18 protein-coding genes and 1 pseudogene are annotated in these 22,869 nt (G+C 72.8%); 9 read left to right on the top strand and 10 right to left on the bottom strand.

From position 1 onward, the window contains the following. Positions 1–1,235 (top strand): annotated as a pseudogene (locus BG482_RS11910) (lipase family protein); the annotation flags it as partial. Positions 1,236–1,254: 19 nt separating this feature from the next. Here the strand turns inward: BG482_RS11910 and BG482_RS11905 are convergent. From BG482_RS11905 to BG482_RS11890, 4 genes are all read right to left on the bottom strand, one after another. After that, positions 1,255–3,702 carry a right-handed parallel beta-helix repeat-containing protein gene (locus BG482_RS11905; protein ID WP_069768936.1) on the bottom strand — a complete coding sequence of 816 codons (2,448 nt, stop codon included), beginning with the start codon at positions 3,700–3,702 and terminating at the stop codon, positions 1,255–1,257. A 107-nt stretch (positions 3,703–3,809) separates the two neighbouring features. After that, complete coding sequence (locus BG482_RS11900) at positions 3,810–4,415, bottom strand: hypothetical protein (RefSeq protein WP_069768947.1); 606 nt, start codon at positions 4,413–4,415, stop codon at positions 3,810–3,812. A gap of 182 nt (positions 4,416–4,597) precedes the next feature. Next, the gene (locus BG482_RS11895) at positions 4,598–5,422 is read right to left on the bottom strand and encodes an MOSC domain-containing protein (RefSeq protein WP_069768935.1); all 825 of its coding nucleotides are present in this window, start codon (positions 5,420–5,422) and stop codon (positions 4,598–4,600) included. 43 nt (positions 5,423–5,465) lie between these two features. Next, on the bottom strand, positions 5,466–5,906 hold the full coding sequence (locus BG482_RS11890; RefSeq protein WP_069768934.1) for a DUF6643 family protein: 441 nt from the start codon (positions 5,904–5,906) through the stop codon (positions 5,466–5,468). 296 nt (positions 5,907–6,202) lie between these two features. On the opposite strand from BG482_RS11890, the gene BG482_RS11885 reads away from it, so the two are divergent. Beyond that, positions 6,203–7,519 carry a TerD family protein gene (locus tag BG482_RS11885; protein ID WP_256096335.1) on the top strand — a complete coding sequence of 439 codons (1,317 nt, stop codon included), beginning with the start codon at positions 6,203–6,205 and terminating at the stop codon, positions 7,517–7,519. A gap of 19 nt (positions 7,520–7,538) precedes the next feature. Here the strand turns inward: BG482_RS11885 and BG482_RS11880 are convergent, their stop codons facing one another. Continuing rightward, the gene (locus BG482_RS11880; RefSeq protein ID WP_176741356.1) at positions 7,539–8,714 is read right to left on the bottom strand and encodes a glycosyltransferase; all 1,176 of its coding nucleotides are present in this window, start codon (positions 8,712–8,714) and stop codon (positions 7,539–7,541) included. 57 nt (positions 8,715–8,771) lie between these two features. On the opposite strand from BG482_RS11880, the gene BG482_RS11875 reads away from it, so the two are divergent. Together BG482_RS11875 and BG482_RS11870 are read left to right on the top strand one after the other, a co-directional pair. Beyond that, positions 8,772–9,557: a glutamate racemase gene (locus BG482_RS11875; protein ID WP_069768932.1), complete on the top strand. Its 786-nt coding sequence runs from the start codon at positions 8,772–8,774 to the stop codon at positions 9,555–9,557. 87 nt (positions 9,558–9,644) lie between these two features. After that, complete coding sequence (locus tag BG482_RS11870) at positions 9,645–10,220, top strand: hypothetical protein (protein ID WP_069768931.1); 576 nt, start codon at positions 9,645–9,647, stop codon at positions 10,218–10,220. 24 nt (positions 10,221–10,244) lie between these two features. Here BG482_RS11870 and BG482_RS11865 read toward each other — a convergent pair whose 3' ends face one another. Then, on the bottom strand, positions 10,245–11,324 hold the full coding sequence (locus BG482_RS11865; protein WP_069768930.1) for an O-antigen ligase: 1,080 nt from the start codon (positions 11,322–11,324) through the stop codon (positions 10,245–10,247). 327 nt (positions 11,325–11,651) lie between these two features. Between BG482_RS11865 and lnt the strand changes: the two genes are divergently transcribed. From lnt to BG482_RS11845, 4 genes are all read left to right on the top strand, one after another. Next, positions 11,652–13,262, top strand: coding sequence for an apolipoprotein N-acyltransferase (gene lnt, locus BG482_RS11860; protein ID WP_069768929.1), 1,611 nt, complete (start codon positions 11,652–11,654; stop codon positions 13,260–13,262). Between the two features lie 26 nt (positions 13,263–13,288). Further along, entirely contained in the window at positions 13,289–13,768 is a 480-nt protein-coding gene (locus BG482_RS11855; RefSeq protein WP_069768928.1) for an NUDIX domain-containing protein, read from the top strand. A gap of 54 nt (positions 13,769–13,822) precedes the next feature. After that, on the top strand, positions 13,823–14,626 hold the full coding sequence (locus tag BG482_RS11850; RefSeq protein ID WP_069768927.1) for a 3-hydroxybutyrate dehydrogenase: 804 nt from the start codon (positions 13,823–13,825) through the stop codon (positions 14,624–14,626). A 76-nt stretch (positions 14,627–14,702) separates the two neighbouring features. Continuing rightward, on the top strand, positions 14,703–16,634 hold the full coding sequence (locus BG482_RS11845; RefSeq protein WP_069768926.1) for a GAF domain-containing protein: 1,932 nt from the start codon (positions 14,703–14,705) through the stop codon (positions 16,632–16,634). A gap of 154 nt (positions 16,635–16,788) precedes the next feature. Here BG482_RS11845 and BG482_RS11840 read toward each other — a convergent pair whose 3' ends face one another. From BG482_RS11840 to BG482_RS11830, 3 genes are all read right to left on the bottom strand, one after another. Beyond that, the gene (locus BG482_RS11840) at positions 16,789–18,198 is read right to left on the bottom strand and encodes an MFS transporter (RefSeq protein WP_069768925.1); all 1,410 of its coding nucleotides are present in this window, start codon (positions 18,196–18,198) and stop codon (positions 16,789–16,791) included. Positions 18,199–18,555: 357 nt separating this feature from the next. Continuing rightward, positions 18,556–18,873 (bottom strand): protealysin inhibitor emfourin, encoded by a 318-nt coding sequence (locus tag BG482_RS11835; RefSeq protein WP_069768924.1) that lies wholly within the window; start codon positions 18,871–18,873, stop codon positions 18,556–18,558. Positions 18,874–18,927: 54 nt separating this feature from the next. Continuing rightward, entirely contained in the window at positions 18,928–20,124 is a 1,197-nt protein-coding gene (locus BG482_RS11830; RefSeq protein ID WP_069768923.1) for a M4 family metallopeptidase, read from the bottom strand. Between the two features lie 836 nt (positions 20,125–20,960). Here BG482_RS11830 and BG482_RS11820 point away from each other — a divergent pair. Next, on the top strand, positions 20,961–21,716 hold the full coding sequence (locus BG482_RS11820) for a hypothetical protein (protein WP_069768921.1): 756 nt from the start codon (positions 20,961–20,963) through the stop codon (positions 21,714–21,716). A gap of 168 nt (positions 21,717–21,884) precedes the next feature. Here BG482_RS11820 and BG482_RS11815 read toward each other — a convergent pair whose 3' ends face one another. After that, a complete protein-coding gene (locus BG482_RS11815) occupies positions 21,885–22,751 on the bottom strand; it encodes a hypothetical protein (RefSeq protein WP_256096332.1) in 867 nt (288 codons plus the stop codon). Positions 22,752–22,869: the final 118 nt, after the last annotated feature.

Below are 22,869 nucleotides of genomic sequence, written 5' to 3'. Positions count from 1 at the left end.
CCGCCGACCCGGGCCCGCCCCGCACCGGCACGCCGGGGCCGCCCCCGGCGGGGCCGCCCGAGGGGAGCGCCGTCGCCTGGCTGGAGCGCTGCGCGCTGCACGGACTCGGCGGCCCTGCCGTCGCGATGCTCGCCTGCGCGCTGGGCGGGGTGATGTCCGGCGGCGTCGCACAGCGTGTGTCGGACTGGCTGGACGGCACCGGGACCGGCCTCGACGGACCGCCGGTGGTGCTGACCTGGCAGGCGTCCATGATCCCCGTGCTGCTCGCCGTCCTGCTGGTGCTGTGCGGACTGCTCGGCCGGCAGACCTGGCTGCTCACCCGGGCTGAGCAGGCCAAGGTGCTCCAGGAGTACGGAGTGGAGCACGGCGACCCCGCCCGCACCCGTCGTATCGCCCGGGCCCGCGCGATGGCCGCCCTCACCGACCGCGGCCCCCTCCTCGTCGCCGTCGTCTCCACCGCGACGCTGCTGCTCGGCGCGGGAGCCGTCGTCGGCGCCCTGGGCACCGGCAGGACACCGGCCCGGGCCGCGGAGTCTGCGCAGCCCTTCGTGCACGGCGCCGCGCAGACCGCGCAAGCGCTGGGCTCCTGGCTCATCGGCCTCGGCTTCGTCCTGTTCGTCACCTGGGGCCGGCGCGCGTACAAGGACGCCTCGGCGCGGCGCACCATCGGCATCCTCTGGGACGTCGGCACCTTCTGGCCGCGCGCCGCACACCCGTTCGCCCCGCCCTGCTACGCCGAGCGCGCGGTGCCCGACCTGACCTGGCGGGTGGCCACCTGGACGCGTGCCACCGGCGGCCGCCTGGTCATCTCCGGCCACTCCCAGGGCAGCGTGCTGGCGGCCGCCGCGGCCTGGCAGCTCAAGCCCTCCGACCGCAAACGGGTCGCCCTGCTCACCTACGGCTCTCCGATCGAGCGTCTCTACGGCCGCTGGTTCCCGGCCCACTTCGGCCCGGCCGCGCTCGCCGCGCTGCACGAGGACATCGCCTGCTGGCGCAACCTGTACCGGCTCACCGACCCCATCGGCGGTCCGGTCCGGCTGACCGGCGAACACTGCGGCCCGCAGGTCGACCGTCCGCCCCTCGCGGACCCGCTGGCGTACGGCCGGGACGCGGCACACCCGTTGCCCGCCCCCGTCCTCGGCCACTCCGACTACCAGGCGGACCCCGCGTTCGCGGAGGAACGCGAGCTGCTGCTGGGGCGCTTGCGCTCCCAGGTTCCCGTGCAGCGCACCTGAGCGGGGCGGCGCGCGCCGGTCAGGGCAGCTGGGGCAGGTCCTCCGCGTACAGCAGCGTCAGGTCGTCCTTGGTCGGCTCGCGCACCTGCGCGACCCGGCTCGCATGCCGCTCCACCATCGCCTCGAAGGTCTGGCGCGCGGTGCGTCCATTGCCGAAGGCGGGCCCCTTGGGGAGCTCCGTGAAGTACTTCAGCAGGGCGTCCGCGGTGCTCGGACCGAGCCGGTACTCGTGCTCCTCGGCCTGCTGCTCCACGATCCGCAGCAGTTCGCCGGGGCCGTAGTCGCCGAAGGTGATCGTCCGTGAGAACCGGGACGCCACCCCGGGGTTGACCGACAGGAACCGTTCCATCTCCGCCGTGTAGCCCGCCACGATCACGACGACGGAGTCCCGGTGGTCCTCCATCAGCTTGACGAGGGTGTCGATGGCCTCCTTGCCGAAGTCCCGGCCGGCGTCCTCCGGCGACAACGCGTACGCCTCGTCGATGAACAGCACCCCGCCGTGGGCCCGTTGAAAGGCCTCCTGGGTGCGGATCGCCGTGGAGCCGATGTGCTCGCCGACCAGGTCGACGCGGGACACCTCGACCAGGTGGCCCTTCTCCAGGACGTCGAGGGCGGCGAGGATCTCGCCGTACAGACGCGCGACCGTCGTCTTGCCGGTGCCGGGGGAGCCCGTGAAGACCAGATGGCGCTTGACGGACGCGGCCTTGAGCCCCGCCTGCTGACGGCGCCTGCCCACCTCGATCATGTCGATGAGTGCGCGCACCTCACGCTTGACGCTCTCCAGGCCCACCAGGGTGTCCAGTTCGCCGAGCACGTCCTTGGAGGTCCGCACCGACGTTCCCGTCCCGCCCTCGGGCTGCAGCGGCTCCGGCGCGGTGACGCGCTGCTCGGGGATCATGCCGAGCAGCCCCGGCGACTGGGCGGTCGTCTGCACGGCAGTCTCCGGCGCCGAGGAGAGACCGGGCGTGCGCACGCCCGCGCTCTCGTCGCTGCTGCAGTCCTCGACCAAGGGCCCGGAACCGGACGCCGTGTCCGCCCCGGCGTCCGCGAACTCGTAGCCGCCGCGCGCGCAGCGCTCCGTACGGCACTTGCGCAGCGTCGTGCGACCGCCGTCTATCACGTGGAAGCCGTAGCCCCCGCTGTTGGTCACCCGGCAGTTCAGGAAACTGCCCCGGCCGCCGGCCGACACATAGAACCCGGCCTCGGCGGGGGAGTCGACCGTGCAGCGCTCCACGGTCGGGTCGGCGCCCTTGGTGACGATCACGCCGGTCTGCGTGGCGTCCACGGTGCAGTTGGCGAGGGTGCCGCCGCTGCCGTGGTCGCGGAACCACGCGCCCGTCGCCGCGTCCCGGATCCGGCAGTCGTCGAGCTGGGCCGTCGCTCCGTCGCTCACCGAGACGGCCGTGTTGCGCACCTGGAAGAGGTCGCTGTCGACGACGTCCGCGCGCGAGCCGCGGTCGAGGACGAACAGGGCGTCCGGCACGTCGTGCACCCGGCAGGCCTCGAGCACGGCGGTGGCGCCGTCGCTGACCCAGACGGCCGGGTAGTCGCCGGTGCTGTCGAAGATCTCGCACTGGTTGGCGTCCACCCGCGTGCCCGGATCCCACACCGACAACCCGTTGCGGCCGAACTGACGCACCGTCGTGCGGGTCAGCGTCAGCACGGAGCGCGAGCGCAGGTCGACCGCGTTCTCCGGGATGTCGTGGATGCGGCAGTCGGCCAGGGTGAGCACGGCGTCCGTGTCGAGGGTGACGCCGTCGGCGGTCGTGCGGTGCACATCGCAGTCGGTGAGGTGCGCGGTGGCCCGGGCGGCCACCTGGACGCCGCTTCCCCGGATCTCGTAGACCTCGCAGCCCACCGCCTCCAGCGCCGAGTTGTCGCCGGTCGCGCTGAGGCCCGCGCCGGAGGCGTGGTGGACCCGGCAGCGCTCCAGCCGGGGGTGAGCGCCCCCGCGCACGGCGACGCCGGCCTGGCCGGCCGCGACGATCTCGCACTCCTCGAAGACACCGCCGCCGCCGTCGACCACGGCGATGCCGATGCCGGCCGGGTTGTCGACGGTGCACCGCCGGACCGTCGGCCGCGCGCCGCCGCGCACCTCGACTCCGGCCGAGGACCGCGTGACGATCCGCAGGTCCAGCAGTTCCGGGGCGCCTTCCTCGACGAGCACCGCGGGCGCCGCCGCGTCCTGGCCCTCCACGTGCAGGTCCTGGACCACCGCCGAGGCCCGCACGGTCAGCGGCACGCCGTCCGCGGGAGCAAGGCGCACGGATCCGGGGGAGCCCTCGGGACCGCGCAGGGTCACCGACCGCTCCACGACGAGGTTCTCCCGGTAGGTGCCGGGAGCGATGGTGAGGACGTCGCCCTCGGCCGCGGCCTCCAGGGCGGCGGCGAGCGATGCGTACTCACCCGTGCGGCGCCGCCACCGCGATGTGCCGGTGTGCGTCACCTGGACCGTGCCCTGTGCCATGGCGTTGCTGTGCCCCCACCTCGTGGTACGCGGGTTGATGCCGAATGGTTCGGCCGGACCACCGTAGCGTGCGCGCGGGTGGTGGGTTGACCAGAGACGGAAGGCCGTCAACTGCCCGCGCCGGTGCGCCCCCAGTCCGGGCCCGCCCGGTCCCAGGCCTGGTCCCAACGCGCGTACCGGCGGCGGACCATGCGCCACACGATCATTCGCCGGCCGCCCTCGACGGCGCCCGCGAAGAGCAGGGCCGTGCCGAGACCGGCCAGCACGGCGTGCGTGGTCGCGGTGGCGGAGTCCAGCGGTCGGGCGACCGGACGGCCGTGTGCGTCCGTCCATATCCCGAAGCGGTCCCCGCGGTGCGGGGTCTCGAGGCCCGACAGGAGGGTGCCCTGCTGCGCGGCGCCGTCCGGCGCCGTCCAGTGCGCGACGACCCTGGTGCGCGCCTCCCGGCCGGTGGCCGTCTCGGGGTCCGCCTCCGACGGCGAGACGCCCGCCCTGCGCATCACGGTGGCCGTCACCTCGTGGCGGGACGCGTGCTGTTCGCGGACGGACCGCTGCAGGACGCCCTGCGCCGCGCCGCCGACCAGAGCGCCCACCACGGGCGCGACCAGGCAGATCAGCAAGAGGGCGGACAGCGCCACCCAGGCTTCGGCCAGATCCGTGCCCCGGCGCAGCGGGTTGTGTCGCCAGCGCCAGATTCCGCCGATCGCTCGCACCGTCCGCAACCCCTTCCCGCTCCGTGACAACCCCCGTCGGAGCCGTTCACGCGCGAGCCCGGTGAAAGAGAGAGCGACCTCACCAGGGCCCGGGACCTCTCATGAACTTCTCACGCACTCCCAACGTTCCGCAGCCGTGCGGTGGTTCCCGCGGATCGTCCGGCAGCCGGGCAGGACCGGAACTACGCGACGACGCGCACCGGATCGCCGACCCTGACCGTGCCGGAGCCGAGGGGGACCAGGTTCTGCCCGAAGACCAGCTTGCCGCCGAGGCGCCGGTGCCGGCCCAGGGTGGACAGGGGCTCCCTGCCACGACCTGCGGTGTCCTGGTCGGTGGTGGTCACCACACACCGTCCGCAGGGCTTGGCCACCCGGAACTCGACCTCGCCCACGCGCAGGCGCGACCAGTCGTCCTCGGCCCAGGGGGCGGTGCCCGCCACGACCAGGTTGGGCCGGAATCGGTTCATCGGCAGTGGCCCCTCGCCGGAGTGCTCCCCCTGTTCGATCAGGGAGTTGAGGGCGTCCAGGGAGGCGACCGAGACAACCAGCAGCGGATAGCCGTCGGCGAAGGAGACGGTCTCGCCGGGCAGGGCGTACCCGGGATCGACCGGCCTGCGGATCGCCGGGTCGTCCATGTGCACCAGTCGCACGTCGGCCCCGACGTGGGCGCTGCACCAGCGGTGCGCGTCGGCGTCGGCGAGCACCGCGTCCACCTTGTCGCCGAACAGCTCCATGGACACCGTGCCGACGGGCTCGGGCACCGGCACGGTCATCGGCTCGAGACCGGGCGCGGACAGACGAACGCCGCCGCCGGGCACGAGCTCGGCGGCGGCCAGGGCGAGGCGCGGCTGCTGGCGTTGGGTGACGACCTTTCCCCCGTCGTCGATCAGCGCCCATCGTCGGTCTCCGGCCAGCCCCCAGGGCTCCACGACGGCCTCCCGGGGCGCCTGGCCCCGCAACGCCTTGACCGGATGGACGTGTATCGACAGCAGTTCCGCATTCCCCATGAGGTCATCCTGCCAGGTGGCGGCGAGGACGCCCCGGAGCGGTTCAGTACCCCCGGTACTGCTGGTTGTTGTACGGGTCCTGGTACTGGGGCGCGGCCGGCCGGGGCGCGGCGGGACGCATCGCCTCGTAGCCGGCCGGGGCGGCGGGACGCATCTGTTGCTGCGCCTGCGGACCCGGATAGCCGCGCGGCGGACCGGCCTGCGGCGGGATGTACGCCGCCGGGGCCTGCTGCAGCGGCGCGGGCTGCTGCGCCTGCGGGTAGCCGTAGGCGCCGTAGGAGGCCTGGGACGGGCCCGCCGGGAGAGCAGGCAGTGCCGAGGGGAGCGCGGGCAGATGGCTCGCGCCCATGTCGTACGCGGCGGGCACCCGGATCGGGGCGATCTGCGGGGTGCCCCGCTCGGCGACGAGCGAGTCGTAGATCGGGGTGTCCGGGAAGGAGGCGGAGTAGTAGCCGCCGCCATAGGTGGAGCGGGGGGAGGTCATGGCACATAAGTTAAGCCCACGATGTGCTGGTTGGGGAGACCGATAAGAGGGTTGATTTCCGTGTCGGCGGTGGCCTTGGATCCCCAATGCGAGCGAACTTGGGAAAATAGGACGGCAAACACGTCGTAGATCGTGTAAAGCCCGAGCTCCGAGCGGGTTACCCGCGGTTGGCGGGGGGATCTTCCCGTGCTCCGATGGGCGTGCGTCGTGCCGCGCAATAGGTTGACGGGTAGACAACCCGAGGAGTGCCGGCGCGCCGCCCGGCGCACCGACCGACGATGGGGGCGTACATGTCCATGCCGAAGGGCGCCAATGCTCCGGTGCCGACCACGGCACTGCGGGTCGAGCTGGGCTGGCGCCAGGGGCCGGGCGTTCCGGACGTGGACGCGTCGGCGCTGGTGCTCGTGGGCGGAAAGGTCCGTTCCGACTCCGACTTCGTCTTCTACAACCAGCCGGCCCATTCTTCCGGCGCGGTCCGCCACGAGGGCAAGCGCGACGTCGGCGGCCGGACGACCGACAGCCTGCTCGTCGACCTCGCCCGCGTGGAGCCCGCCGTGGAGGCCGTCGTGGTGGCCGCTTCTGCGGACGGCGGCTCCTTCGGCCAGGTCCCCGACCTCTACATCGAGGTGAGGGACGCCGCCCAGGGCAGCGTCGTGGCCCGCTTCGACAGCACCGGCGCCACGGTCGAGACGGCCTTCGTGCTGGGCGAGTTCTACCGGCGCCAGGGCGCCTGGAAGTTCCGGGCCGTCGGCCAGGGGTACGGCAGCGGCCTCGAAGGACTGGCCACGGACTTCGGCATCACCGTCGACGAGCCGCAACGATCCGCGGCGCCCGCCCCGCCCCTGCCGCACACCCCCGTTCCCCCTGCCGCGCCGCCCTCGCCCCGGTCTCCGACCCTGCCCGCCTTCCCGGCGACGGTCCCTCCGCCCGTCCACCAGGCCCCGCCTCCGCCGCCGGCCCCGCCCGCCGCGCCGGTACGGCTGACCAAGGTGACGCTCACCAAGGCCGCCCCCTCGGTGTCGCTGACCAAACAGGGAGGCACATCCGGCGCCCTGCGCGTCAACCTCAACTGGGAGGTGCGCAAGCAGTTCTCGGGGTGGGGCGCCAAACGCGGCCGTGCGGTCGCCCTGCACAACGACCTCGACCTCGACCTGTGCGCCCTGTTCGAACTCGCCGACGGCCGCAAGGGCGTCGTCCAGGCCCTCGGCAACGCCTTCGGCTCCCTGAACCAGCCGCCGTACATCCACCTCGACGGCGACGACCGCACGGGCGCGGTGTCGAGCGGCGAGAACCTCACCGTCAATCTCGACCGCAGGAACGACTTCCGGCGCATCCTGGTGTTCGTCACCATCTACGAGGGCGCGCGCTCCTTCGCCGACCTGCACGCCACGGTCACACTCCAGCCCCAGTACGGCGCACCGATCGACTTCTCGCTGGACGAGTGCACGGTCCCGTCCACCGTCTGCGCCCTCGCGCTCATCACCAACCACGGCGGCGACCTCGTCGTCCAGCGCGAGGCCCGCTACCTCGTGCCGGAGCGCGGCGTGAGCCCGCAGCGGACCGTCGACCACGCCTACGGGTGGGGCATGAACTGGACGCCGGGCCGCAAATAGGGCCGCCCGCGGCGAAGGGTCAGCCCTCGTCGGCGACGGCGTTCGGACGTGCGTAGGTGCGGCCCTTCCAGGCCGCACCGCGCCCCCGGTAGTGCTGCACCGCAGAGTCGACCGTCATCAGCAGGTAGAGGAACGCGGTGAACGGCAGCAGGGGAGCGAGCCACGGCGGCTGCCGGTAGTAGCGGAGCATCGGCAGGTACGTCCCCGTCATGACCAGCCACGCCAGGCCGCCGCACACGGCGGTCGGCACGCTGCCGACGGCGAGCCCGCACAGCAGGGCGAGCGGCGGCACCAGGTACACCAGGGCGAGGCCGAGCACCGTGCCGGCCAGCAGGAGCGGGCGGTGCCGCAGCTGGGCGTAGGCGCTGCGCGAGACCATCCGCCACAGGTCGTGCAGCCGTGGGTACGGGCGCACGCTGTCCACGCGGTCGGCCAGCCCCAGCCAGATGTGCCCGCCGCCGCCCTTCACGGCCCGGGCGAGCGCCACGTCGTCGATGACGGCGTGCCGGATCGAGTCGGGGATCCGGGCCCGCTCGGCCGCGTCGCTGCGCAGCAGGACGCAGCCGCCCGCCGCGGCCGCCGTACGCGATCCGCGCCGGCCGATCCGGCGGAAGGGGTAGAGCTGCGCGAAGAAGTAGACGAAGGCCGGCACCACCAGCCGCTCCCACAGGCTCTCCACCCGCAGCCGCGCCATCTGGGAGACGACGTCGAAACCCCCGGTGTCCGCCGCCGCCACCAGTTCGCGCAGGCTGTCGGGCGCGTGCGCGATGTCGGCGTCCGTGAGGAGGAGGTACTCGGGCCCCCGCGCGCGTGCCAGCGCGATCCCATGACGCACCGCCCACAGCTTCCCGGTCCAGCCCGCGGGCGGCTCGCCGGGCGAGTCCACGGTCAGGGGGAGCCCGCCGTGCCGCCGGGCGAGGGTCCGCGCCAGTTCCGCGGTGCCGTCGCCGCTGCCGTCGTCGACGAGGAAGACCTCCGCGTGGCCCGGGTAGTCCTGTGCGAGCAGCGTGGGCAGGCTCGCCGACAGCACGGCGGCCTCGTCGCGCGCGGGCACGACGACGCAGACGGAGGGCCAGCGCCGCGGCGCCGTGCGCACGGGAAGCCCGACGTCCGTGCGCCAGAAGAAGCCCTGACAGAGCAACAGCCACAGCCAGGCGGCCAGGGACACGGCGGCGATCCACGCGACGGTGCTCACGCGCGCAGTCTGCCCCACCCGGCCGGGCCGCACGGGCACATCGTCTATGGTGGCCGGGTGAAGATCGCGCTCATGGACTCCGGAATCGGCCTGCTGGCGGCCACCGCCGCGGTGCGACGCCTGCGGCCGGACGCCGATCTCGTGCTCTCCCTCGACCCCGACGGCATGCCCTGGGGCCCGCGCACTCCGCAGGACCTCACCGAGCGGGCCGTGGCCGTCGCCGAGGCCGCCGCGGCCCACCGGCCCGACGCCCTGATCGTCGGCTGCAACACGGCGACCGTGCACGCCCTGCCGGCCCTGCGGGCCCTTCTCGAACCCGCTGTCCCGGTGATCGGAACCGTCCCCGCGATCAAGCCCGCAGCGGCCGGCGGCGGTCCCGTCGCCATCTGGGCCACGCCCGCCACCACGGGCAGCCCCTACCAGCGGGGTCTGATCGAGGACTTCGCCGGCGGAGTCGCCGTCGCCGAGGTGCCCTGCTGGGGGCTGGCCGAGGCGGTGGAGCACGCGGACGAGACGGCGATCGACGCCGCGATCGCCGCGGCCGCCGCCCTCACCCCCGCTGAGGCGACGACCGTCGTCCTGGGCTGCACCCATTACGAGCTGGTCGCCGACCGCATCCGTGCCGCCGTGCGCCGTCCCGGGCGCCCGGCGCCGGTCCTGCACGGCTCCGCCGACGCCGTGGCCGCGCAGGCGCTGCGCAGGATCGGCGCTCGCCCCGAGCCCGGGACGACGGCGCCCGGCACCGTGACCGTCATCCTCAGCGGCCGCGTGGGCGGCCTCCCCGCGCCCGCCCTGGCCTACGCCGAAGGCCGCCTGCTCCAGGCCGTCGCCCCCGCCCGGTGATCGAGGCGCCCGGGCGCTCCACCGGGCGGAGCAGTCACCCTGCGCCACGAGGTACCGGCGCAGCGAAACCTGAGTAACCTCATGGATATGAGGGACCACCCCCACGACGAGAGCACCTCGCTGCCCGACGTCCCGCACGGCGACGCGCCCCGTCCCGAGGTCTGGACGGGCCGCGCCACCAACCGGTTCCAGTGGCTGCTCGCGCTCGTCGGGGCCGCCTGTATGGGGCTCGGCGTCGAGCTCGCCATCGACTCCGCGTGGACGTCCGGCATCGCTCCCCTCGCCATGTCGGTCTTCGGCTGCATCGCCGCCGGTCTGCTGGTCCTCTTCGGCACCCTCGCCTTCGTCCACGTCGACCTCAAGCTCGACGGGGAGGGCCTCGAAGTGCGCTGCGGCCACATCGGCCTGCCGCGCCGCCGCATCCCGCTCGCGCACGTCGCCGGCGCCGACTTCGAGCCCCTCGTCACCCCGCGCCACTGGGGCGGGTGGGGCTATCGCTGGCGGCCTGAGAAGGGGACCGCGGTCGTCGTGCGCAAGGGGGAGGGCGTGGTGCTGCGGCTCTGGGACGGGCACACGTTCACGATCACCGTGGACGACGCGGAGTCGGCCGTCCGCGTCATCAGGGACCGGCTGCGGACGGGCGCCGCGGGCGCGGCGCACTGAGGCCCGCGCGCGGCGGGCGCTCCCTCAGGCGGCCGGGCGGCCGCCGTGCACGCCTTGCTCGCACCGCGACGGCGCTCGGGACGACTCGGACGACTCGGACGCCGCGGGCTCCTCGGCGAGCGGTCGGGCCGTGGCCAGGCCCGCCAGCAGTCCCGCTCCCACCGTCACCGTGGTGAAGCTCAGCGCGTTGCCGGTCGTGGCGACGACGGCGAGAGCGGTGAGCGCGGCGCCCGCGGTGAGGACGACCGGCGTGGGACGCGGCGCACGCCACAGGGCGAACAGCACCCAGTAGAAGACCGCGGCGAGCAGCAGCACACCGACGACGCCCTGCTCGGCCGCCAGTTGCAGCGGCGCCGAGTGCGGCCTGCCGTCGGACGGCGTCGACCGGGCAGCCGTCTCGCTCAGCTCACCGAAACGCCCCGGACCCACGCCGAGGCCGCTCTCGCGGTGGGCCATGCCCAGCGCGTCCCGCCACAGACCGACCCGCCGCGACGTCAGCCGGTCCCGCACCGCGTCGGCGAGACTACCCGGCAGGACGTTCCCGGCGACCGCCCAGGTCAGACCGGCCACCGTGGCGGCGACGACCGCCAGCCCGGCGAGCGCCGGCCCTCGCTGCTGCGCCCGGCCGGCGGCCAGCGAGCACAGCAGCACGGCGCAACAGGCGACCACGGCCGCCGTCGACCCCAGCAGCGCGCCCGCGACGGCGACGCCCCCGGCGAGCAGCCACAGCGCGAGCCGCAGCACCGGTAAGGGCGTCGTCCAGGCGGCGCAGCACGCGGCGCCGGCCGACAGGGCCAGTGCCGCGGCGGTGGCGCCGGTGTGGCCCGGCGGTGCGACGATCTCCGGCCCCGGGCCCAGGCGGGGCAGGGCCACGGCCAGCGCGAGCCCGGCCAGGGCTGCGGCGCACGGCGCGGCGACCGGCATCAGCACGCCGAGGATGCGCCCCGCCGCGTACCCGGCGGCCAGCGCCAGCACCGCGAGCAGCACGCCCTCGGGGCGTCCGTCGTGCACGGCGGCGGTGACCAGGGACCAGACGGCGCAGCCCGCCAGGACAGTCACGCCCACCGCATCCGAAACGTTTCGTCTTTCCCCGGCCGCGTGCATGCCGGCAGACGTCGCCCCTGTGGAACCCACCCCGCCCCCCGAACCCGGTCGCCCCCCGACCGTGAGCCTGAACCCGTGACGGACCTGAACCGTGACGGACCCCGGCCGCTCGCGCGCGACCGGAGCTCTGCCTCACCGTAACGGCTGATGGGCGGTTTGTGGATGACTTGCGCCGGGTTGTACGACCACCGCCACGCCAGCGCGCGCCCGGCGGTCGGCGGGCGCACGAGAGCGCCAAGCCCGGGACCGGACGAGGGCGAGGGGCCGGTCGGTCCGCCCCTCAGACCGCGCTGTCGGCCAAAAGGTCACCCGCCGTACACTCCCGGAGTGACCGTCACCGCAACTTCCGTGGGCCAGCCGGACCAGCTGGAGCCTTCGACCGCGCCCGCCACGCGCGGCGGGCGGCTCCTGCGTCTCGTCCCGGCCGCCGCAGCGGCACTCTCCGGAGTGCTGCTCTACGTCAGCTTCCCGCCGCGCACCCTGTGGTGGCTGGCGCTGCCGGCCTTCGCCGTCTTCGGCTGGGTGCTGCGCGGGCGCGGCTGGAAGGCGGCCTTCGGCCTGGGCTACCTCTTCGGCCTCGGCTTCCTGCTGCCGCTGCTGGTGTGGACGGGTGTGGAGGTCGGACCCGGCCCCTGGCTCGCCCTGGTGGCCATCGAGGCGGTCTTCATCGCACTGGTCGGCGTGGGCATCGCCGCCGTCTCCAGGCTTCCGGCCTGGCCGGTGTGGGCGGCGGCGCTCTGGACCGCCGGCGAGGCGGCACGCGCGCGTGCGCCGTTCGGCGGCTTCCCCTGGGGCAAGATCGCCTTCGGCCAGGCCGACGGCGTCTTCCTGCCGCTCGCCGCGCTCGGCGGCACCCCCGTGCTCGGCTTCGCGGTCGTCCTGTGCGGGTTCGGCCTCTACGAGATCGTGCGTCTCGTCCTGGACCGGCGGCGCTCGGGCGAGGTACGTCGGTCGGCGGCCGCCGTCGCCCTGCTCAGCATGGCCGTCCCCGTCGTGGCGGCCGTGGCCGCCCGCACGCTGGTCAGCGACAAGGCCGAGGACGGCACCGCGACGGTCGCCCTCGTCCAGGGCAACGTCCCCCGGCTCGGCCTGGAGTTCAACGCCCAGCGCCGGGCCGTGCTCGACTACCACGCGCGCGAGACGGAGCGCCTGGCCGCCGAGGTCGCGGCGGGCAAGGAGCCCCGGCCCGACTTCGTGCTGTGGCCCGAGAACTCCTCCGACATCGACCCCTTCGCCAACGCCGACGCCGCCGTCGTCATCGACCGCGCGGCCAAGGCGATCGGCGTGCCCATCTCGGTCGGCGGAGTCGTCGAGCGCCACGGCAAGCTCTACAACGAGCAGATCCTGTGGGACCCGGTCGAGGGACCCACCCAGACGTATGACAAGCGCCAGGTCCAGCCGTTCGGCGAGTACCTGCCGATGCGCTCCCTCATCGGAGCGATCAACAGCGACTGGACGTCGATGGTCCGCAAGGACTTCAGCCGGGGCACCAAGCCGGGCGTGTTCGCCATGGACCGGGCCAAGGTCGGCCTGGTCACCTGCTACGAGGCCGCGTTCGACTGGGCCGTGCGCTCCGAGGTCACCGACGGCGCCCAGCTGATCTCCGTGCCCAGCAACAACGCCACCTTCGACCGCAGCGAGATGACCTACCAGCAGCTCGCCATGTCCCGGGTCCGCGCCGTCGAGCACAGCCGGACCGTCACGGTGCCCGTGACCAGCGGGGTCAGCGCGATCATCATGCCCGACGGGAAGATCACCCAGAAGACCGGCATGTTCGTCGCGGACTCCCTGGTGCAGAAGGTGCCGCTCCGCTCCTCGGAGACGCCGGCCACCAAGCTCGGGATCCTGCCCGAGATGCTCCTGGTGCTCGTCGCGGCGGGCGGCCTGGGATGGGCGGTCGCCGCCGGCGTGCGGACCCGGCGGAACCCGGCGAGCTAGCCGGCCCACCCGGATAGGGTCGGATCATGCCGACTCCTGACTTCATCACCGAGATCCGGGCCTCCGCGGGACATCACCTGCTCTGGCTTCCCGGCGTCAGCGCCGTCGTCTTCGACGACGAGGGGCGGGTGCTGCTGGGACAGCGCGCGGACAACCGTCAGTGGACCGTGATCAGCGGCATCCCGGACCCCGGCGAGCAGCCCGCCGACTGCGCGGTCCGCGAGGTCTACGAGGAGGCGGGCGTGCACTGCGTCCCCGAACGCGTCGTCCTGGTGCGCGCGGGGAGGCGTGTGGAGTATCCGAACGGTGACGAGTGCCAGTTCATGGACGTCACCTTCCGCTGCCGGGCCGTCGGGGGCGAGGCACGCGTCAACGACGACGAGTCCGTCGCCGTGGGCTGGTTCGAGTTGGACGCCCTGCCGCCGATGCGCGAACGGCAGGTGTTCCGCATCAAGCAGGCGCTCTCCGACGAACCCACGTGGTTCGAGACCACGGCATCCCAGTGAACTGTGGGCGGTGACCACATAGGGCGGGGGTCGACCTCTGCCTAGGGTCGAAGCATGACTTCGCCCCAGGTCGCCGCCTTCGGCCCCGCCGCACCCTCGCTCGACCTCGGAGGTCGCACCGCCCTCGTCACCGGCGCCGCCGGCGGCATCGGACGCGCCTGTGCGGTGCGCCTCGCGGCAGCCGGGGCCGAGGTACGGGCCGTCGACCGGGACGAGGCGGGTCTGGCGAGGCTCATCGAGAGCGCCGTCGGACTGCCCGGCTCGGTCGAGCCGTACGCCCTGGACCTCACCGACCTGGACGCCGCCGAGCAGGCCGCCGCCGGGACCGACGTCCTGGTCAACAATGCCGGACTGCAACGGGTAGCCCCCCTGGAGGACTTCCCGCCGGACGTCTTCCACACGGTGCTCACCGTGATGCTGGAGGCGCCCTTCCGGCTCATCCGCGGCGCCCTGCCCCACATGTACGGGCAGGGGTGGGGCCGCATCGTCAACGTGTCGTCCGTCCACGGGCTGCGGGCCTCCGCCTACAAGTCGGCGTACGTGGCGGCCAAGCACGGACTCGAGGGGCTGTCCAAGACCGCCGCGCTCGAGGGCGCGCCTCACGGCGTGACCTCCAACTGCGTCAACCCCGCCTATGTGCGCACCCCGCTCGTCGAACGACAGCTCGCCGACCAGGCGCGGACGCACGGCATTCCCGAGGAACGCGTGCTGGCCGAGGTCCTGCTGCGCGACAGCGCCGTCAAACGGCTCATCGAACCGGACGAGGTCGCCGAGGCCGTCGCCTATCTGTGCGGCCCCCAGGCTTCCTTCGTCACGGGCGCCTCACTGGTCCTGGACGGCGGCTGGACGGCGCACTGAGCGTGCCCGCCGACCGCGCCCGCGGAGTTTTCCACAGGGCTGACGGGCCGGCCGGGTGATGAGGAATCCTGTGACCATGTCCCGCGATCACCTGCACGGAGCCGTGACGGCCCCCGGCACCGCCGCCCACGACGCCGACGCGCCGTTCCTGGAACTGCTCGCCCGCGGCGCGGCCGCCGACGCCTATGACCGGCCCGTGCTGCTGGCCCGCGCAGAGGGAGGGTCGGACGAGCGGATCGCGGCACTCGAACACGCCCGGCTGCTCGCGCTGCGGGTCCGCGCGGAACTGGAGGGCCGGCGCCGCCGGGAGGCCGAGCTCTCGGCGCTCTTCGAGACGGCCCACGACCTCGCCGGCCCGCGCGACGTGGACGCCGTCCTGCAGGCGATCGTGCAACGGGCCCGCTCCCTGCTCGGCACCGACATCGCCTACCTCAGCCTCAATGATCCGGCCAGGGGCGACACCTACATGCGGGTCACCGAGGGCTCCGTCGCCGCCCGTTTCCAGCAGCTGCGCCTCGGAATGGGGGAGGGGCTCGGCGGTCTGGTCGCCCAGACGGCCCGTCCGTACGTGACCGACGACTACTTCCGCGACGACCGCTTCCGGCACACGGCGGCCATCGACGCGGGCGTGCGCGACGAAGGCCTGGTGGCGATCCTCGGCGTGCCGCTCACCCTGGGACCGAACGTCATCGGCGTGCTGTTCGCCGCCGACCGGCGCGCCCGGGTCTTCGAACGGGAGCAGATAGCCCTCCTGGGCTCCTTCGCGGCGCTCGCCGCGGCCGCCATCGACACCGCCAACCTGCTCACCGAGACCCGCTCCGCGCTGGCCGGTCTGGAGCGCGCCAACGAGATCATCCGGGACCGCAGCGCGGTCATCGAGCGCGCCTCCGACGTCCACGACCGGCTGGCCGAACTGGTCCTGCGCGGTGGCGGGGTCCACGACGTGGCCGCCGCGGTCTCCCAAGTACTCGACGGAGCAGTGGAGTTCACGGACAGCGCGCCCGCCGACGCCCTGGAGGCGTCCCGCGCGGAAGGGCACGCCGTACGTCACCGGGACGACTGGGTCGCGGCCGTGGCGGCCGGCGGGGAACTGCTCGGCGCGCTGGTGCTGCGCGGCCATCCGGGACTCGATCCGGTCGACCAGCTGACGCTGGAACGCGCCGCGATGGTGACCTCCCTGCTGCTGCTGGCCAGACGATCCGCGGCAGAGGCCGAACAGCGTGTGCGCGGCGAACTCCTCGACGACCTGCTCGACGCCCGCGACCGCGACCCGCGCCTGCTGCGCGAGCGCGCCGCCCGGCTGCGCGCCGACCTCGACGCGACCCACGTCGTGCTCGCCGCCCGCCTCGACGTGGTCGCACCCGACGCCGACCACGAGGCGGCCGCCCGCCGCCGCCTGTCGGCCGCCGCCTCCCACCTGGCCGCCACCCGGCACGGCCTGTCCTCCTCCCGCGACGGCGGCACCGTCCTGCTGCTCCCGCTGGAAGCCGGCGACAGCGCGACGGAACTGGCCCGCCGTACGGCGCTGCACCTGGGCGACGCCGTCCACGAGACGGTCACGGTGGGCGCGTCCGGCCCGGTGCGCGACCTCGCCGCCGCGCCGGACGCGGTGGTCGCCGGGTACGAGGAGGGCCGCCGGTGCCTGGACGCGCTGAGACTGCTGGGCCGCCGCGGTGACGGGGCGGCCGCCGAGGACTTCGGCTTCCTGGGCCTGCTGCTGGCCGGCGAGCGCGATGTCACGGGCTTCGTGGCCCGCACCATAGGCAAGGTCGTCGCCTATGACGAACGGCGCGGCACCGACCTGCTCCGCACCCTCGACGCGTACTTCGCCTCCGGCATGAGCCCGGCCCGCACCAAGGACGCGCTCCACGTCCACGTCAACACGGTGGCCCAGCGCCTGGAGCGCGTCGGCCGGCTCCTGGGCGACGACTGGCAGAGCCCGGCCCGTGCCCTGGAGACCCAACTGGCCCTGCGCCTGCACCGGTTGGCGGATCCGACCCGGCACTGACCGCGGACGGACCACCCGCCACGAAGGCGTCGGCACAGCCGGCCCCGCCCTCGCCTCGACGCCCCCGCACGCTGGAGCGGCGTACGGGGGCGGGAGCGGGGCTGGGAGAGCGGAACGGGACGCAGGCGCACGCCCGGTGGGCGCCCGGGTGGGATCAGACGGCGCGCGCATCCGCGGCGGGAGCCTGCTCGGGCCGGTGTTCCGTGGCGGCCCCGACGTCGGCCAGGTCGCGATGCCGGGTCTCCTTGGCGACTCCCACGGCCACGACCGTCAACAGGGCCGCGGCGATCACGTACAGGGCGATCGGCGTGGAGCTGTCGTAGTCGGCGAGCAGGGCGGTGGCGATGAGCGGGGCCGGGGCGCCCGCCGCGACCGAGGCGAACTGGGCGCCGATCGACGCGCCGGAGTAGCGCATCCGGGTAGCGAACATCTCGGAGAAGAACGCCGCCTGCGGCGCGTACATCGCCCCGTGCAGCACCAGGCCCACGGTCACGGCGAGCACGAGGCTGCCGAAGTCACCGGTGTCGACGAGCGAGAAGAAGGGGAACATCCAGAGCCCGATGCCGACCGCCCCGGCCAGGTACACGGGCCGCCGCCCGATCCGGTCGGACAGCGCACCCCAGGCGGGGATCACCGCGAAGTGCACGGCGGACGCGACGAGCACGGCGTTGAGGGCGGTCTGCTTGGAGACCCCGGCCGAGGTGGTCGCGTACACGAGGATGAACGCGGTGATGACGTAGTAGGAGATGTTCTCCGCCATGCGCGCGCCCATCGCCACCAGCACATCACGCCAGTGGTGCCGCAGCACGGACACCAGCGGCAACTGCTCGGTGTCCGCCGTCGCCGTCGCCGCCGTCGCCGCCGTCGCCGCCGTCCTGCGGGCCTCGGCCTGCGCCAACGCCTGCCGGAACACGGGCGATTCGTCGACCGACAGCCGGATCCACAGGCCGACGATCACGAGCACTCCGGAGAGCAGGAAGGGGATCCGCCAACCCCAGGACGCGAACGCGGCGTCCGAGAGCAGGGCGGTCAGCAGGGACAGCACGCCGGAGGCGAGCAACTGCCCCGCGGGCGCGCCGGTCTGGGGCCACGAGGCCCAGAACCCGCGCCGCCGGGCGTCTCCGTGCTCGGACACCAGCAGAACGGCCCCGCCCCACTCGCCGCCGAGCGCGAAGCCCTGGATCAGGCGCAGCGTGGTCAGCAGCACCGGCGCGGCGGCCCCGACGGTCGCATGGGTCGGCAGCAGCCCGATCGCGAAGGTCGCCCCGCCCATCAACAGCAGGCTCAGCACCAGGAGTTTCCTGCGCCCGAGCCGGTCCCCGTAGTGCCCGAAGACGAGCGCCCCGAGCGGCCGCGCGGCGAACCCGACCGCGTAGGTCAGAAACGACAGGAGCGTGCCGACGAGCGGATCGGAGTCCGGGAAGAACAGCTTGTTGAAGACGAGGGCGGCGGCGGAGCCGTAGAGGAAGAAGTCGTACCACTCGATGGTGGTGCCGATCAGGCTGGCGGCGACGATGCGCTTGAGGCCGGCGGGGGGTGGGGGAGCGGTTGTTGCTGATGCCATGGACGCCACTTCCTCGTGTGCGGTGGGGACGGGTACGTGTCGGCACACGGTAGGAAGACGCAGGTCAGGAGCACATGTGGCGGGGCGACATAGTTCGAGGGTCGGCTATGCGTGGGGCCACCATGCCGGCCCCTGAAGCAGGACGTCTTGGGGCTCATCGCCTCAGGGCCGCTGCGTGGTGGAGGCCTGACCGAGAGGCCGCCCCGGCTTGCCGGCCCCGACCGCCTACCGGCGACAGCAGGTCGGCGAGCTCGGTGGCGGAACGCGACACAAGCCGAACCTGCGGATCGCGCTCACGCACGATCCGCAGGTTGCCGGTCCTTAACGAGCCCTATCAGCGCTTCGACGGGAGACCCGTCACTGCCGCGCGGTATGTTGCCTGAGCCGTCGCAGCAGCGCCGCGAACTCCGTCGACATGGTCGTGTCCGACTGCACCAGGACGGATGCGTGGCCGCCCTCCTCAACCGTGATCGAGTAGCTCATGGCGTCCCTGGCGAGGCTGGAGGGCTCCCCGGTCCCTTCCGCTTCCGCCACCGACCGGGCGGCTGCGGACACCAAGCGGTGCATTTCGGCAGCGGCTCCTCGGGGCAGGGTGTCCGTGTCCAGGACCTGCGGCGGAAGGCCGGCGAGAACTGTGGCAGCCAGCCCGCCGTCTGTCCTCAGGGTGATCTTCATGGCACCTCACGGCCGTCGAGCGCCCTCCGCCGGAAAGGCGGAGGGCGCAGCAGATCAACGGCCGCTGGTCACACCACCCTTCAGCATGGCCACGTCGTTGCTCAGTTCCTGGACCTGGCCCGCAAGCGCCTGAACCCGCCTGGCCACTGCCGCCACGGAATCCTGCTGGCCCGCGTCACTGTTCTCGTCGACCATGAGGCCCTGTTCCCTCGCGATCCCGGTCGGCACCCCGGTGACGGTGATGCCCACCTGCTGCCACGCGCCCAGCACGGCCTGCTGCTGGAGGCCGCCGACTTCGTAGAGATCCCCTGCCTTCTGGTAGGTGGTGTCGGCGAATTCCTGGAACCGCGTCTCGCTGTTGGACGCCTTGAGCGATTCGTACCAGATCATTCCCGGGGCCTCCCACGCGTGTCCGCCGATGGCTGCCGCCGTCAGGTAGAAGGCTTTGTTCGGGATTCCGGAGTTGTAGTGCACCCCACCGTGGTCCTCCGACGTGTGCACGTAGTTCGACATGTGGTCGGGCTGCGGATCCCGTGCCCAGGCGTGTCCAGGGGCCCTCATCGATCGCAGAGCGTCCTTCTGAACCATGGGTGTGAAGACCTCGCGGCCGATGAGCCAGTCCGCCTGATCGGCCGTCTGGTTCAGCGTCCACTGCTCGACCAGCGTCCCGAACACGTCGGAAATGGACTCGTTCAGAGCCCCGGACTGGTCGCGATAAACGAGTCCCGCGGTGTGCTCGGTCACTCCGTGCGCCAATTCGTGGGCGATCACGGAAAGCGAGCCCGTGAGATCGGAGAAGATGATTCCGTCACCGTCGCCGAAGCACATTTCCCGCCCGTCCCAGAAGGCGTTGTTGTACTTCTCGTCGTAGTGGATGTAGCCGTCCAGGCGCATTCCCTGGCCATCGATGGAATTCCGGGCGAACACTCGTTGGTAGAAGTCTCGAGTCCTGCCGAGGGCGTCGAACGCCCGGTTGGCGGCGCCGTCCGAGGACGGCGGGCCGTCCTCGGACCGGGCCAGTACCGCGAAGGCGAGATCCGTGCCGTTTCGGCAGTCGAAGACCGTCCTGCGCCCGTTCCCGGGCGTGGCGGCGCCGGGGAAGGCTGCCAGAACCGTCCGCGCGCCCCTCAGGCGGGCAGTGGTGAGCAGCGTGTTCAGCGCCGCCTTCCGCACCTCGACGTTGTCGCTTTCCAGAAGTTCCTCGAGGATGTACGGGGGAATCGCGCAGTTCACTCGAAGTACGCTCGTCATGGGGGACTCCGTGATCCTAAGACGAAGGTTTGTTGATGATTCTCCGATTGCCGTCCACCGAGACCGCCCAGGGCAAGGCGATAACCGGACTTGCCGGAGCGTCCGGATGGGCTGGGCTGTGAGATGTGGCCGATCAAAGCGGCCTGACCGTCGACCACTTCTCATGTGGTCACGGTGTGGGTTTTCTCTCGATATCAGCATTGCAGGGTTCCGGGCGCGTTGCCACATATCACCGACCAGTTACAGGAAGGGTGTTGACTTTTTCGATTTCACATAACTCCCCGCATTCGCCCCGATTCTTTGGGTGGGGGCGGGTATCGCTTCAAGGCCGAGCTTCTGGACGTGAGGGGCCGCGGGCGGCGCAGGGTTGACGAGCCGACAGGGCGAGGATTCGCGTGTGGCTGTCCAGTTGCGGGGGGCTTGTCGTCGGCAGACAGTGGAAATGTGAGGTAAAAGCGGGGCGTGGCGTCATGTCACGTCTTCACGCGGCGGGCGTTGAGGCGGCGAAGATCAGCGGCATGAATGCGCACCGGCCCTGCCTCTGGTGCCGGACCCGCGCCCGTGTCCACAGGGACGAGTTGCACGTGGATGCCGGCACGTGGATGCCGGCGTACTCGGCGAGAACGGGTCACCGAGACGAACGGACGGGAGAAGGCGTCCGCCGCCTCCATGCGTCGCGCTCGGCCCTGACGGACCGCTCGGAGTCGCCCGCGCTCTTCGGGGTCCGTGCGATCCAGCCACTCCGGTCCGACACGACCAGTTGCCCGTGACGGGGAGAAGGCACCCCGTCCTCGATGGGAGACGCACACGCCACCGAGGTGAACAGGAGCCAAGCGATGAACCTGCGGCCGGTCGAGATCAAGGTCAACGTGGAGGGCGACGTTTCCGCGGCGCTGTCGGCCCTCGGGGGGACCCGGGACGCGATGGCGACGCGTCTCATCTGGTTCGCCGAAGAGGGGAAAGGCGTGGCCGAGGGGCGGCTTCCGCTGCTGACCAGCGGCGGGATCATACGGTTCAGAATCGGTGCCGCTGCGGACGACCTGACCGTAAAGCTGCGCCCGTGCACCGTTGAGCAACTGATCGGCCGGTTCTCCGCGGCCTTCAAGGAGGAACCTTTCACCTACAAGATCGACGAGGACTGGTCGGCGGGGGGCCGGGTGCTCGCCGCCTCCGCGGGGCGTACGTGTCCGCCGGGGACTCTGTCGGGCGCGGTGGAGCACGGAGCGGATCCCACCGCTGCGATGGACGCGATGCAGAAGCGGTTCCTGTCCGCCTGCGGGCCCGCCGTTCCGCTCGACGGGCTGGTCGCGCTGGGGCCCGTCCTCTCGGCGAAGGCCGACGACGTCCCGCTGGACGACCTGGAAGTGGACCTGGAGACGTGGTCGGCCGCCGGTCTCGAGTTCCTGGAGGTGTCCTTGCGAGTGAAGCCCAAGGACGAGGACGATGCCGAGAAGCTGACGGACCGGGCGGAGCGTAAACAGCGGAAGCTGGAGGAAGCGGTGCGCGAGCGCGGGGTGACCCTCTCCGATAATTCGGAGAACAAGACTCGCCGCACTCTCACCGCCTTGGCGCAGGCGGTACGAACCAGCTGAGACGGTGCGTGAGTTGGAGCCCGCGGCGAAGCCGGAGCGGTCCGCCCCGGCCTCGCCGCCGACCGCACCGGCCTCGCACACCGCTGCCTCGCCGGCTTCCTCGAAGGTGCCCGCTTCCTGCGAAGCGGGCACCTGCCGTCGGCGCGTGGCCGGGGCTGCAGGAAGGGGTCAGCCTCGTCGGCTGCGGCGCGCCCGGCCGGCCGTGATGGTGAAGCCCGCCCCCAGGGCGACCACGACGGCCGCGCATCCTGCGATCAGTCCGACCGGCGCGGAGGTCCCCGTCTCGGCGAGCGGCGGCTTGCTGCCGCTGGGCGACGGCTCCGGAGAGTCGGACGGCGTCGACGGCGTCGACGGCGTCTGCGGCGCCGGCGGGACCTTCGACGTGGTGGGAGGCGTGGTGGACGGCTGAGGAGTCTCCGGCGGCGTCGGGCTGCTCGACGGCGGCGCACCGCCCCCCGGCTGGGTAGGCGTCGCGGGGGCGGACGGCGTCGGCTGGGACGGCGACTCCGGCGCCTCGGGAGCGCACGGCTTGTCCCCGCCGTTCCACGCCGCTATGAGGTGGTAGGGGGTGACGATGTTGTCCGGCTCGTAGGGGGCGGGGCCGTGTCCGTCCCCCTCCTTCCCGTCGTAGCTGACGTCATCGCCGTACAGGTCGATCTGGCCGTAGCAGGTGGGCGGTTGGACGATGAGCTTCTGCCAGGTGCGCTTGGCGTCGTCGCTCCCGGCGACGTCCGCCGCGGTGAGGTGGACGGTGGTTTTGTCGACCAGCGTCTGGTGCCCCGAGACGAACCAGTTGGGCCCCTCGGTGGTGTACTCGGCGAGCGAGACCGGGTAGGTGCAGCCCTCTCCGACGGTCTGGTGAGGTGCGAGCCGCACCTCGACGGTGCCGGGCACCGTCTCCCAGGCGTGGAAGCCGCCCTGGGACGTCCAGTCGGCGCCTACGACGTTTCCGTCGGCGCCGACGATCCGGTACTGGACCGTGGCCGACTGGCAGGCGCCGTCCGTCCCGGCGTACGCCGTTCCCGCTCCGAGCACGGGAAGGGCCGCTGCGAAGAACGCGCTTGCAGCCAGGGGCGCCAGGGATCTGAGGTGTTGTGAACGCGACAAAGGGAGCCTCTGGTTCAAGGTGAGGGTGGGGGGTGGGGAGGGGTTC

Source organism: Streptomyces sp. LUP30 (genome assembly GCF_001746365.1).
In the GTDB taxonomy this organism is placed as follows: domain Bacteria; phylum Actinomycetota; class Actinomycetes; order Streptomycetales; family Streptomycetaceae; genus Streptomyces.
The sequence above is the reverse complement of the archived record's forward strand: the minus strand, read 5'-3'. Positions and strand labels throughout refer to the sequence as shown.